The 12,792-nt window shown below is 42.8% G+C and carries 9 protein-coding genes, 1 pseudogene and 1 riboswitch; of the genes and pseudogenes, 7 read left to right on the top strand and 3 right to left on the bottom strand.

Translation table 11 applies throughout. The features are described from left to right. The first annotated feature begins 44 nt into the window (after positions 1-44). Entirely contained in the window at positions 45-533 is a 489-nt protein-coding gene (locus BROSI_RS03495) for a DinB family protein (RefSeq protein WP_052562349.1), read from the top strand. A 365-nt stretch (positions 534-898) separates the two neighbouring features. On the opposite strand, the gene BROSI_RS03490 is transcribed toward BROSI_RS03495, so the two are convergent. Further along, positions 899-4,549, bottom strand: a complete 3,651-nt coding sequence (locus tag BROSI_RS03490; protein WP_052562348.1) for an SBBP repeat-containing protein — start codon at positions 4,547-4,549, stop codon at positions 899-901. A 149-nt stretch (positions 4,550-4,698) separates the two neighbouring features. Further along, a riboswitch (cyclic di-GMP riboswitch) is annotated at positions 4,699-4,816 on the bottom strand. A gap of 295 nt (positions 4,817-5,111) precedes the next feature. Continuing rightward, positions 5,112-7,037, bottom strand: coding sequence for a fibronectin type III domain-containing protein (locus BROSI_RS03485; protein ID WP_052562347.1), 1,926 nt, complete (start codon positions 7,035-7,037; stop codon positions 5,112-5,114). 351 nt (positions 7,038-7,388) lie between these two features. On the opposite strand from BROSI_RS03485, the gene BROSI_RS03480 reads away from it, so the two are divergent. The 6 genes from BROSI_RS03480 to BROSI_RS03455 all read left to right on the top strand — a co-directional run bounded on the left by BROSI_RS03480 (position 7,389) and on the right by BROSI_RS03455 (position 11,243). Further along, positions 7,389-8,144: a YggS family pyridoxal phosphate-dependent enzyme gene (locus BROSI_RS03480; RefSeq protein WP_052562346.1), complete on the top strand. Its 756-nt coding sequence runs from the start codon at positions 7,389-7,391 to the stop codon at positions 8,142-8,144. Positions 8,145-9,249: 1,105 nt separating this feature from the next. Further along, positions 9,250-9,489, top strand: coding sequence for a hypothetical protein (locus BROSI_RS03475; RefSeq protein ID WP_052562345.1), 240 nt, complete (start codon positions 9,250-9,252; stop codon positions 9,487-9,489). Beyond that, on the top strand, positions 9,486-9,887 hold the full coding sequence (locus tag BROSI_RS03470; protein WP_052562344.1) for a putative toxin-antitoxin system toxin component, PIN family: 402 nt from the start codon (positions 9,486-9,488) through the stop codon (positions 9,885-9,887). The genes BROSI_RS03475 and BROSI_RS03470 overlap by 4 nt, the downstream gene beginning before the upstream one ends. 35 nt (positions 9,888-9,922) lie before the next feature. Further along, positions 9,923-10,189 carry a type II toxin-antitoxin system HicB family antitoxin gene (locus BROSI_RS03465; protein ID WP_052562343.1) on the top strand — a complete coding sequence of 89 codons (267 nt, stop codon included), beginning with the start codon at positions 9,923-9,925 and terminating at the stop codon, positions 10,187-10,189. Beyond that, positions 10,182-10,421, top strand: coding sequence for a type II toxin-antitoxin system HicA family toxin (locus BROSI_RS03460; protein ID WP_052562342.1), 240 nt, complete (start codon positions 10,182-10,184; stop codon positions 10,419-10,421). Before BROSI_RS03465 ends, BROSI_RS03460 begins: the two co-directional genes overlap by 8 nt. 159 nt (positions 10,422-10,580) lie before the next feature. Further along, complete coding sequence (locus tag BROSI_RS03455) at positions 10,581-11,243, top strand: DUF7948 domain-containing protein (protein WP_478210112.1); 663 nt, start codon at positions 10,581-10,583, stop codon at positions 11,241-11,243. A gap of 37 nt (positions 11,244-11,280) precedes the next feature. On the opposite strand, the pseudogene BROSI_RS03450 reads toward BROSI_RS03455, so the two are convergent. Continuing rightward, positions 11,281-12,635, bottom strand: a pseudogene (locus BROSI_RS03450) (IS3 family transposase); the annotation flags it as partial. Positions 12,636-12,792 lie beyond the last annotated feature (157 nt).

The following is a 12,792-nucleotide window of genomic DNA, read 5'->3' as shown; positions in this document are numbered from 1 at the left end:
CAATACTATATTTCTTATCATAAAACAACTTAAGGGTGATGGTAATGACGAGAGAAGAACGGATGCAAAAAATCGAATCGTATGGCAAGGGGTACGTCCAGCTTACTGAGGCTTTAAAACAGTTTCCGAAGGAGATGTGGTCATTCAAACCTTCGCCTGACCGCTGGAGTATCCATGAAGTTATCATGCATATTGCCGACAGCGAGGCGAATGCATATATCAAGTGCAGAAAATTGATTGCTGAACCCGGGAAATCCATTGCAGCCTATGATCAGGACAAATGGTCTGCGGCGTTTCATTATCAGGATCAAAGCGCTGAAGATGCATTGGAATTATTCAGGAGACTTCGTCTGTCGTCGTACAACCTTATTAAGACATTGCCTGAGCCGGTTTGGTTAAACTCAGTTGGCTCAATGGAGAACGAAACCGTTACCCTGGACGATTGGTTGAAAGTGTATGAGGAACATATACCGGCACATATCAATCAAATGAAGAAGCGATATGATGAGTGGAGAAAGAAGTATTTGAAATAGAACAAAAAGCAGAACCGATTCGCATCTGTTGAAACAAAGTGATTAACAATTTGTGAAGTTTCGTTTGTCTTCGGTAGGCCATTTTTGCCATCCCGTACTTGATCTTTGTCTGCCTTATTTAGGTAGGGTGGATGAAGCGAACAGAGTGGGTCAAATGAACCTTTTGATTTTTAAAATGGATAAGCACCCTTGAATGTTGCCCACTTTTTTCTCGTTTTAAACTGTTTTAACCATTAAAGTGGGGAAGAAACGTCTTGAAAGAGGGTAAAATCATTCATTAAAGTTACTGAGGCACGAAGAAAATATTTCGTGCCTCAGCGCTGCCTGGCAACTTTGGAATCCCTTCCACACCTTAAAAGAACATATTAAAAACCACTACCTATTACTCTTGACACAAAGGCGTCACTATCACCATTATACGTAGTATCATACACCCCTGTAGTGGATGGAAAGTTTGAAGAGGTAGTATATCCGGTCACATAGACATCCCCGTAGGATCTTATGGCTAAGGAACTGCCACGATCATCACCAGAACCACCTAAATAGGTGGAGTCGATGAGGCTTGTCAAATCACCGTAGAGCCCGGAGACAAAGACATCAGTTTTACCATTATAAAAACGGTCATATGCATTTGAGGTGGTGGGAAAGTCTGTTGACGAAGTATACCCGGTTACATAGACAACCCAGCTTGAGTCTATTGCTAAAGAATAGCCAGAGTCAGAACCAGACCCTCCCAAATAGGTAGAAGCAAGGAGACTCGTCAAACCACTGTTGAGCCGGGAGACAAAGACATCAGTATTACTATTATACGAAGTATCATAAGCGCCCACAGTGGTGGGAAAGTTCGTTGAGTAAGTATACCCGGTCACATAGACATCTCCGCTAAATGGTTCTATGGCTAAAGACCTGCCATAGTCAATATCAGACCCTCCCAAAAAGGTGGAGGCAAGGAGGCTCGTCAAACCACTGTTGAGCCGGGAGATAAAGACATCAGTTTTACCACTATTATACGAAGTATCATAAGCGCCCACAGTCGTGGGAAAGTTCATTGAGTAAGTATACCCGGTCACGTAGACATTCCCGCCTGAGCCTATGGCTAAAGAATTGCCAGAATCAGTACCGGACCCTCCCAAATAGGTGGAGGCAAGAAGGCTCGTCAAACCACTGTTGAGCCGGGAGATAAAGACATCTTTACCACCATTATGTGAAGTATCATAAGCAAACCCAGTAGTGGGAAAGTTTGAAGAGGTAGTATCTCCGGTCACATAGAGATTCCCGCCTGAGTCTATGGCTAAAGAATTGCCATATTCAGTACCAGCGCCCCCCAAATAGCTAGAAGCAAGAAGGCTCGTCAAACCACTGTTGAGCCGGGAGATAAAGACATCTCTGCCACCATTATGCGAAGTATCATAAACAATGCCCCCAGCGATAGGAAAGTCTGATGAGTTAGTATCCCCAGTTACATAGAGATTCCCGCCAGAGTCTATGGCTAAAGACCTGCCATAGTCAGCAGCAGACCCTCCCAAATAGGTGGAGGCAAGGAGGCTCGTCAAACCACTGTTGAGCCGGGAGACAAAGATATCAGTATTACTATTATACGAACGATCATACACACCTGAAGTGGTGGGAAAGCCTGGTGACGAAGTATACCCGGTTACATAGACATTTCCGCCAGAGTCTATGGCTAAAGAATTGCCATAGTCAGAACCAGACCCTCCCAAAAAGGTAGAGGCAAGAAGGCTCGTCAAACCACTGTTGAGCCGGGAGATAAAGACATCTTTACCACCATTATGTGAAGTATCATAAGCAAACCCAGTAGTGGGAAAGTTTGAAGAGGTAGTATCTCCGGTCACATAGACATTCCCGCCTGAGTCTATAGCTAAAGAATAGCCAGAGTCAGTACTATTTCCTCCGATAAAGGTGGAGGCGAGGAAGAGACTAAAATCGCTATTGAATCGGGAGACAAAGACATCTTCACCACCACCAAGCAAAGTATCATAAGCGCCTACAGTGGTGGGAAAGTCTGACGATCTAGTATACCCGGTTACATAGACATTCCCGCCAGAGTCTATGGCTAAAGAATTGCCATAGTCAGAACCGGACCCTCCCAAATAGGTAGAGGCAAGGAGGCTCGTCAAACCGCTGTTGAGCCGGGAGATAAAGACATCTACTGCACCTCTAAAAGTGCCCCTGGTGGTGGGAAAGTTTGAAGACCAAGTATCCCCGGTTACATAGACATTCCCGCCAGAGTCTATGGCTAAAGAATTGCCATAGTCATAATTAGTCCCTCCCAAATAGGTGGAGGCAAGGAGGTTCGTTAAACCGCTGTTGAGTCGGGAGACAAAGACATCTCTATTACCACCAAGCAAAATATCATAAGCGCCCACAGTGGTGGGAAAGTCTGGTGACCAAGTATCCCCGGTTACATAGACATTTCCGCCAGAGTCTATGGCTAAAGAATTGCCATAGTCAGAATTAGTCCCTCCCAAATAGGTGGAGGCGAGAAGGCTCGTCAAACCGCTGTTGAGCCGGGAGATAAAGGCATCTCTAGGACCACTAAGCAAAGTATCATAAGCGCCCACAGTGGTGGGAAAGTTTGAATAGGTAGTATAGGGAGTATACCCCGCCACATAGACATTCCCGCCAGAGTCTATGGCTAAAGAATTGCCATAGTCATAACCAGACCCTCCCAAATAGGTGGAGGCAAGGAGGCTTGTCAAACTGCTGTTGAACCGGGAGATAAAGACATCTGTATTACTATTATACGAAGTATCATAAGCGCCCGCAGTGGTGGGAAAGTTTGATGAGTACGTATACCCAGTCACATAGACATTTCCGCCAGAGTCTATGGCTAAAGACCTGCCATAGTCAGCAGCAGACCCTCCCAAATAGGTGGAGGCGAGAAGGCTCGTTAAACCACTGCTGAACCGGGAGATAAAGACATCTGTATAACCATACAAAGTATCATAAGCGCCCACAGTAGTGGGAAAGTTTGAAGAACTAGTTTCTCCGCTTACATAGACATTCCCGCTCGAGTCTACAGCTAAAATCTTACCAATATCATCGCTAGGAAGCCCTCCCAAAAATGTAGATGCAAGGAGTGGGTCTATGATAAGCCCCTTTGATCTGTCGTAATCTCCCAGTCTGAAGCTGTACTCGTCCCCGTTTACTTCATACTCTCCCTCTATCGCCTTCGCCATGTCGTCACCTTCTCGTGACGACAGGAATGGAGAAAAATTGCCTTTGCCCGGACGAGATGAAGCGTCTTCCAGTTGATAGACCACAGGTCGGGTGAATTTCACCGGACCCAACGCCGTATCTGCCTCAAGCCGGCCTTCCTCATCTACCCGCAAGGACTGTGCCCCGTGGAGCTTTATCCTTATTACACCAGGATCAGCCCCAGGGCTGAGATAGAATAACTTCTCCACATTATTCCCGTATGCCCTCAACTTAACCTCTATCCCTGGATATACCTCCCCAAGATTTACAATCTCGTATGTGGCAAGGTTTTTCTTCCATTTCGATGGGTCATTTCCCCGGAAATCACTCACCCTTGTCCTTGACCTCATCACCCCCCTCACCTTGCCTGCCATTCCCCCGACAATCACTTCTTTCAGCGCCACTCCTCCCGATTGTTCGTTGACGGTATCCTCATGTATGACTGATTCTCCTTCTTGCTGCCCATCTGACGTTGGTTCCTGAGCGCCTTCCTCCACTAATTCCCCTTTGTTTCCATAACCTGGAGCGCTTCCATCTCTCATGGGCAGAACATAGACAATCTCGCCCTCTTTCGTGACAAACACCGTCCCTCCAAAGGTATTGGCATAATATGCCACCCCTTCATCCGTTTGCCCCTTGTTGGCGATAAATGGCATCTGAAGTTTCATGGTTTTCTGCCTTACTTCCTCCTGTGATGGTTTGTTTACAACCTCATCTTCTGCCAAAAGAATATTTCCGAACAACACTGTTAATAAAAGCATGGCAGATAGTGCAAAAATTTTGCTTCTCCTTTTCATTTTACTGCTCCTTTTTAAAAAAGTGGTGTAATTTATGAAAGGAATGAACCCATACTTCCCCCCCTTGTGAGAGCATGTTTCGCAGGAATGACAATTTTTTGATTTTTGAACAAAAAAAGCCTTACTGCAAAGATATTTTTTTAAACATCTTCGGCAGTAAGGCTATCTTTTTTATTGCAAGCAAGTCTTTGCAAACTACATCCTTGTGAGTTTCAAGACCCTGTTACTTTGCGTCCCCTGATCACTCAGGGTTTACCTTTATCGTAATGTTTTTTCGTTTCGTATTGCTGCGATTTTTGGATGTGGACGTGTATAACTGTTATTGTAAACAAAATAAAATATATATTGTCAAGAAAAATTTATTTTCTTTCCGAGAATTTCCTATAAATCAGATAATGTCTTTAGTCGAATTTTTTTTCAGCCACCATTGCTATTACCCATAATTCGCAAACAAATAAAAAAGGATATAATGAGCGGAGAAAGAAGTGTCTGAAATAGGGCAAAAAAAGCGAAGCTGCTTCGCATCCGTTGAAAACACGGTGATTAACAGGGTGTATACTTTCTAATCGTGCATTTGTGAAGTTTCGTTTGTCTTCTGTTGATCACTTTTGACATCTTTTGGTGGACCTTTGTCTTCCTCCTTTGTTTTTTGCAAGATAATTCCAATCTTTTTTCTCTCGCCTTCTTCAATCTCAACCGTCTGACTCATACTCTTAAAATCAGTTTTTGTTACTGTGATATCATACGTATCTGCATCTAAATCTTTAAATTCGAAAAATCCATGTGCATCAGAAAATGTTACCTTGAAAGATTTTTTCCTTGCCTTTGTTCCTTTGAGCTGTAATTTCGCAGATTCAACAGGCCCTTCCTTCAGAAAGGACACGACATTTCCGTAAATGTTACCTTTTGGCGGCAACGTGTTGAATGTTATTTCATTCCCGTACGTAGCGCCGGCGCTATTTTGTGCAACAAGACGGTAATAGTATGCCGTTCCTGCCTGCAAACCGCTTATCCGGTTGCTTACGGGTACCTCATGCAAGCCATTTTCTATACTTTGTATTGATGAAGTGCCGCTGTAATGTTCGCTGCTCGTGCCGTATTGAAACCAGGCCGTTGCCGGCAATCCCATTGCATTAACAGTCCCGCTTAAGGTAGCCAGGTCAGTTGTTATACTTGTTGCATGTCCCGTTATCACCTTCGGTGTGGCATCGACTTCGGCATACGTTATTGTTATCGTAGCCGTTCCGGTATTACCAACACTATCTGTAGCCTTTATGGTTATTACATTCTCTCCCTTTACTAAGCCAATATTTGGCACAGTCCAGCCAATGGTCTTTCTTTCTGTCCCGCTCGTATCCTTATCATGAATCCACACCACGCTGCTTATCTCATTGATATCGTCTGAAGCGCTGCCACTGATGCTTACCACGTTACTTTTGGTTGTATAGGTTTGATCGGACGTTGGGTCGGTAATAGTTATTATTGGAGGGGTTGTATCCACAACAATAGAAGCAGCGGCTGCGTCTGATATATTTCCGGAAGCATCCTTATACCAAACATACACCATATTTCTGCCATCACCGTTACTTATAGTATAGGTGACGTCTTCTTTATAAGTGGTAGCCGGTGTTGTAGACATCCAGCCAGTGGTATATTGAGAAGGGGGCGTGGCATTTGTAGAGAGATAATAACCCGTAACACCGGTATTATCAGTAGCGGAAAGGTTTGCGGTAACGGTGAAAGAGTTGGTGCAGTAAGCTCCGCTGTTAATGCTTATCGCACCAATGGGTGGGGTTATTTCAGTGGTGACAGATGTATTGATATCTGCCGTAGTAAATGACACCTCACTTCCATACGTAGTTCCGGCGTCGTTCTTTGCAACAAGTCTGTAGTAATAGGTCGTTCCCGGAAGCAGCATAATTATCCTGATACCTATTTCCGCGTCTATCGTCCCAATTACCGTTTGTGTTGCAAAGGTGCTTTTGGATGGTCCGTTGGCAATCCGGTACTGAAACCATGCGGTCGTTGACAATCCATTTGCATTTACCGTGCCATGCAATGATGCTGAATTATGTGTTACATTCGAAGCGGGACTGGTTGCTACAGTCGGGGCGGTAGCGACGGATTGCAGACCGTAGGCAGTAGTTTGTGGATCATAATCTCCGGGGGGCGTATTTTGGCAGTACATTCTGTCCCATGCTCCGGACTCTTGAACCTGGGCAACCGCAGGCGGATTTTGACTATCTTCCGGTTCCATATGAGTTTTTTCGCCTGCTTCTCCCTTTCCGTCTAAACGGTCACAGGCTTTAACATGGAAAGATTTTCCGGGTAAAAAGAATGATGACTTTTCCGTATGATGCGGTTGCGAACCGTATGCGGGCTGGCAAAAAATGAAAGCCACGGCAAACAAAACTCCCATGAAACAACGGGAAGGAGTCGTGAATTTCAGGTTTGTAGATGAAATAACACTCTGCTGTATTTTTCCCATAAAGGTTCTTCCTAAAAATGGTTGGCTGTCCATCTGCCATTCTTAACGTAGTATATCACTGACAAGGTACATGGTTTGAGCGCCAAATGCAACAGGGATTTTGCAAAAATCCGAAAAGGATATGATTTCATATGCAAAGGAGAAATGCCCCAATTGTTTATTGTCCCTTTTTCTTTTGTTTGGGATGTTCACCCGTTTGCATTGATCAAATGCCAGTTTTAAGACTTTCTTTTTTGATTCTTAGAGGTAGAATATGATATGTTCATTTTCATTTATCGAAAAGGTGTTTTTATAAATTTTAGGTTATGCGACTGACAGTCGTCAGAGACATTCCATATTTGAGGAGAACATATGTCAATCAAAGAAAACCTGGAACAGGTGAAAAAAAACATTGCAAACGCTGCCGCAAGAGTTGGCAAAAAGCCCGAAGAAATTATTCTGGTCATGGCCACAAAGACGGTGGATCCGGAGCGAATACGAGAAGCCATTAAGTCCGGTGGACGCATTATCGGGGAAAATAAGGTGCAGGAGGCGCTAAAAAAATACGAGGTCTTAAAAGACGAAGATGCAGAATGGCATTTTATCGGGCACCTGCAGACCAACAAGGTTAAGGACGTCCTGAAATTTGCAGACATGATCCATTCTGTGGACCGGTTGTCTCTCGCCGAAAAATTAGACCAGCGACTGCAGCAGGAAGGCCGTTCCCTGGATATTTTGGTTCAGGTCAACACCTCACATGAGGAGAGCAAATATGGCGTTGCACCGGAAGAGGCGATTTCCTTAATCAAACAGGCCTCCAGATACGATACATTAAAAATACACGGACTCATGACCATCGGCCTCTTTACCAAGGACGAGGTAAAAATCCGTAAATGTTTTAAGGTGTTAAAAGAAATCTATGGAGTGGTTGTCAAAGAAGGTATCGACCGGGTACACATGAAATATCTTTCTATGGGTATGTCGGGTGATTATCAGATCGCAATTGAAGAAGGCGCAAACATGGTGCGCATCGGCACAGCGATTTTTGGCGCCCGTAATACGCCGGATGCTTATTACTGGCCTTCAGAGAAGACTGATGCAGACCGGGCCAAGCAGTCTGACTTTTAACAAGTTCCATACCCATTCAGAAACAAAATCGACTTTTTTATACCAAAATTTTCACTTTCCATTTCCATAGTTTTTGGAAAAATCTGGAAATTGTGGTCCAGTAGCATCCCCCGGCTTTTGCAATTTGCGCTTAAAAAAGTCATTTTTCAGGCATACATTGCCAGGAAATCGTTAATTTTCAAGGGGGTGAATTTTCGAAACGGGCTGCTGTGCCGACCACAATCTGACTACAGTTGAGAAAAAGTGTGAAGTGCTAAATGCTTGAAATCATTGATTTTATTGGTGGAGCTGAGGGGATTCGAACCCCTGACCTTTTGAATGCCATTCTTTTTAGGGGGTATTCATTTTTTTGTCCGTTGGTCTCTAATAATTGATATTGTTGGAAAATATTAATTTTAAGGGGTAGCATTTTATATGGTGTTACCCCTTGTTTTTTCTTATTAGATATACAAAAAGTATACAATGAAGAAAACCTGTTTTTTAATTAAAAAACTCTAACAAAAGGATGAAAAATTACCAGAAAAAAAAGGAAGGAATTCATAGTTTTGTAGAAAAGATTCGGGGCTTATGATATAGCTGATATAATAGCAGGCTTAAAGGAAAACCACGTCATGTAATTTCACGCCAATATGAGAAAAAAGTCAGGTTCTTTGTCCTAGATGACTCTAAACACTGAGAAAAATATCACTAGATGTTGCCGGAATCTTTATCTAGACGATTGTCACGAAAGATAAGGAAGTGTCGAAGTGCAATAGATAAACACACACAATTAAGACGATTCCCGCCACGCCATGGTATACCTTGAAAAAGTGTTACGACTGTTAGGAACAATCTAACTAACTTTAAATCAACATGTTATCCCTTACATTTAAGGTGTTAGGAATTATTTGGAGCATAGGAAACTATACCCCCACCCCCTATCAAGGCGTGCGTGTCGTTTTAATCCATCAAGTCTCTTCGTGGTAGCGCAAAAAATTTTTAAAAAGGCTTAATAAACTAAAAAATTTGCGTATAGTACTGATAGTTTTATGTATAACAAGAAGTAGTTGCTTTTACAAAATTACTTATGGTATGATTATTTCATACCATAATAGGAGGTGTATTTATGACAGCCACAACAATTAAAAAGACTATTTCCCTTCCAGAGAAACTGGCAAGAGAGGCGGAAATGATAGCCGAAGAAGAAGGGAAGACCCTGAGCGCAGTAATTCAAGACGCCTTAAGGATTACAAGGAAAGAAAGGTTGAAAAAGGAATTCTATCAAATTCAGGGTTATTGGAGTCACAAAGCAAAGGAAAAGGGTATTCTCACTGAGAAGGACCTTGAGAAATATCTTAAAAAGTGAAACTCGTATTTGACTCAAATATCTTCATTTCTGTCTTTGTTATCCCTGGTAGTAAGGCAGAGAAGGCAATCTTAAGAATAATTGAAGGCGATGATACGCTCTTAATTTCCAGGGAAATCATTAAAGAGGTCTTAGAAGTGCTATCCACAAAATTCCACCGTGATAGAGAGGCAATCAGTCATGTAGCAGTTTACCTTTCGGATATTGCTCAGGTGATAAATCCAACTAAAAGAATTCGTGTCTTTAAAGACGATCTCGACAACAGAATCCTTGAATGTGCTTTATTTGGTAAAGCCGATACAATAGTAACGGGCGATAAAGAAATGTTAATACTGAGAGAATACAAAGGGATAAAGATTATAAGCTTAAAGGAATATTTGAGCTACAGAAATAGCTGAACAATCTTTTGTTTATAGATAGGGAGATGCTAAGAATGGACTTTTATACAGTGGTATTGCGTGAAAGTAAGGGCTGTTGGGTGGCTTTGTGTTTAGAAAACGGATTAGTTGGGCAAGGAACTACGAAAGAAGATGCAATTGAGAAACTCAAAGAGGCTATCGATTCTTTCGAAGCTGTTTACAAAACTGAAAGCGATGTCTATACGGCACCGTTGTCAGTAAAAGAACTTCATGAGTTTTTGACAATCGAGGGTAAAGAGCCTACCTCGGAGCCATACGAGTTAAGGGCTGTACATGCCTAAAAATATTCCGTCTCTTAAACCGAAGGAGTTAATACGAATTCTAAAACATGGAGGTTGCGCTTTTTACAGAACAGGTAAAGGGGATCACCAGTTGTATATCCGTCATTGTGAAGGCAAGAAAAGGGTTGTACCTATTGATATGGGAGCGGGAGAGCTTTCACCACCTTATGTTCTTCGTATTTTTCGGCAATTTGGGTTTACCGATGAGGAGATAGAAAACTTATTGAGGTAGAAAAGGAGGCTTTAATATTATGAAAAAAATATTTTCTGGAATCGGCTTCTATACGTTTTGTCCCTTTTGGTGTTTAACACTTCTTTTGACGCTAGTATGTTTTAGAACAACCCTTTTTGCAGAGCAAAAAATGTAAATAAACCATCACAAGCAGATTTCATTCAAAAGACAGAAAAGCTTCAGCTACCCTTCATAGCCAATGAAGGACAAATCAATAACAATCAAGTAAGATTTTATGCCAATACCTTTGGGGGGACAATATTTGTAACAGAGGAAGGTGAGATTGTCTATTCCTTGCCAAATTCAACAGACGGAAAGAAAAATACCTTTATTAACCGCGAAAGCTCCTTACAAAATAATCTCTATAACGCAGAGCAAATGATTCAAAATGCGCAATGCAGATTCAACATCCTGCATCGTGCATCAGGTATCTCATATCAAAATTGTACCTATTGTCTTATTGCAAATCCCAATACCAACGCCGATAAACATCATATAAAAGCTATTGCTTTGAAAGAAGAATTTGTAGACGGAAAGATTAACAATATACAAGGTTTAGCCAAAGCTGTAACAAAGGTCAATTATTTCAAGGGAGAAGCCCCATCAAGATGGATGTCCAATATATCAACTTATGATGTTGTAGCTCTTGGAGAGGTATATAAAGGGATAGATTTGAAGTTGAAGACTTATGGGAATAATGTGGAAAAACTCTTTTGTGTGAAGCCGAATGCAAAACCAGACGAGATAAAAGTAAAAATCACCGGCGCCAAGGCTTTGAAGGTAAATAAAGAAGGACAACTGGAATATGTCAATGAAAATTAGACACTTTTTTAAATAATTTAGACTCTAAAGGCAGAGTCTAATCTTGTTTTGGTTGATTAATCCAGGCAGCCATAGGCATACATGGCGGTATACCTCTGAATCGTTCAGGGTGATTTTCAAAGGCGGTTTTTAAGACAAGACTCCATTCTTTCATAATTTGGTCCGTACGTCCATAGTGGACGTCTTCCGGTTTCAAAAGTCCGATGCCGGAATGATGATGTCCTCTATGGTACCAGGTAAAGAAGTTCTTACAAAAGACCCTGGCATCCTCAATTGAGCCGAAATTATCCGGAAAATCCGGCCCGTAATTGAGGGTTTTAAATGTGACTCCGAGTAGGGGGTTGTCGTTACTGACGTAAGGACGAGAATGGCTTTTTGTTATTCCCAGATCAGACAGAAGAAACGCCACAGGCTTGGATGTCATGCTTGAGCCGCGATCAGCGTGGGTCACCAGTTGTTCAGGCTTGATAGCCTGTTTTTTACAGCTATCAGCGATAAGCCGTTGTGCCAATATGGCCTGTTCGTGGTGCGCAACCATCTATCCGACCACATAACGGCTGAAGATGTCGAGAATGACATAGAGATAGAAATATGTCCGCTTTGCAGGTCCTCTGAGTTTTGTTATATCCCATGACCATACCTGATTAGAAGCCGTTGCCAGAAGCTCCGGCTTCTGGTAATTGGGTCTGAGCGCCTGGTTTCTTCTTTCACGTACTTCACCATGTTTTTTCAGGATACGGTACATGGTTCTCGTGGAACACAGGTAGGTCCCTTCATCAAGTAACGTTGCATACATCTCATGCGGGGCCTTATCAAGAAAGCGTTCGCTATGGAAGATATCAAGAACCGATTGCTGTTCCTGCTCTGACAATGCCAGTGGAGGCGTCGAAGATACCCTTTTGCAAGAAAGGTCTTTTTTGCACTTTTGGTAGTAATAATAACTCGCTCTTGGGATACCCAGTGCCTTGCAGTCCTTTTTGATGCGCACATGTTGAGCAAGAGATTCGGCGGCGCGCATCATATCTTCTCTCCTGTTGTACCCAGTGGTATCTGAAGTATTTCCGAGAGTTTTTTTTGGACGTCAATAATGATTTCTGCCCGTTTGAGTTTCTCTTTCAGCCGATGGTTTTCCTTTTCCAGTTCAGCAATACGACGTTCGGAGGGGTCGATATTTTTCGCCTTTGGGCCGCGATATTTTGGGGAAAGCGCTTCCAGGGCGCCTTTCTTCTGTTGACAACGCCATGTGGTGAGATTGGACGAGTAGAGTCCTTCACGCCGTAAAAGCGCCCCAATTTGACCCTGTGTAGTACATGCCTCCGCCTCTTGAAGGATGCGGAGTTTGTATTTTGCGGTGAATTTCCGGCGAACAGCCTTCTCTGTTACCTCAGGATCAGAAAAATGACCACGTTGGGTTGCGCTGTCTGTGGAAACTCCAGTCGCCCTGCGGGCTCCTCCCGTTTCCACAGACAGGTTATCTGTTTTTAGACTTATTGGACTACTATTTTTCATAGATCTTCTCCTTCCCACCCTACACTAAACTATATATGGG

The organism is Candidatus Brocadia sinica JPN1, from assembly GCF_000949635.1.
GTDB lineage: Bacteria > Planctomycetota > Brocadiia > Brocadiales > Brocadiaceae > Brocadia > Brocadia sinica.
This window is presented reverse-complemented; position numbering and strand designations above follow the sequence as displayed.

What these genes read in the sequence shown, in the direction of transcription:
- BROSI_RS03485 (WP_052562347.1), bottom strand. Translation starts at nt 7,037, where the DNA reads ATGGGAAAAATACAGCAGAGTGTTATTTCATCTACAAACCTGAAATTC.
- BROSI_RS03475 (WP_052562345.1), top strand. Translation starts at nt 9,250, where the DNA reads ATGACAGCCACAACAATTAAAAAGACTATTTCCCTTCCAGAGAAACTG.
- BROSI_RS03490 (WP_052562348.1), bottom strand. Translation starts at nt 4,549, where the DNA reads ATGAAAAGGAGAAGCAAAATTTTTGCACTATCTGCCATGCTTTTATTA.
- BROSI_RS03465 (WP_052562343.1), top strand. Translation starts at nt 9,923, where the DNA reads ATGGACTTTTATACAGTGGTATTGCGTGAAAGTAAGGGCTGTTGGGTG.
- BROSI_RS03460 (WP_052562342.1), top strand. Translation starts at nt 10,182, where the DNA reads ATGCCTAAAAATATTCCGTCTCTTAAACCGAAGGAGTTAATACGAATT.
- BROSI_RS03480 (WP_052562346.1), top strand. Translation starts at nt 7,389, where the DNA reads ATGTCAATCAAAGAAAACCTGGAACAGGTGAAAAAAAACATTGCAAAC.
- BROSI_RS03495 (WP_052562349.1), top strand. Translation starts at nt 45, where the DNA reads ATGACGAGAGAAGAACGGATGCAAAAAATCGAATCGTATGGCAAGGGG.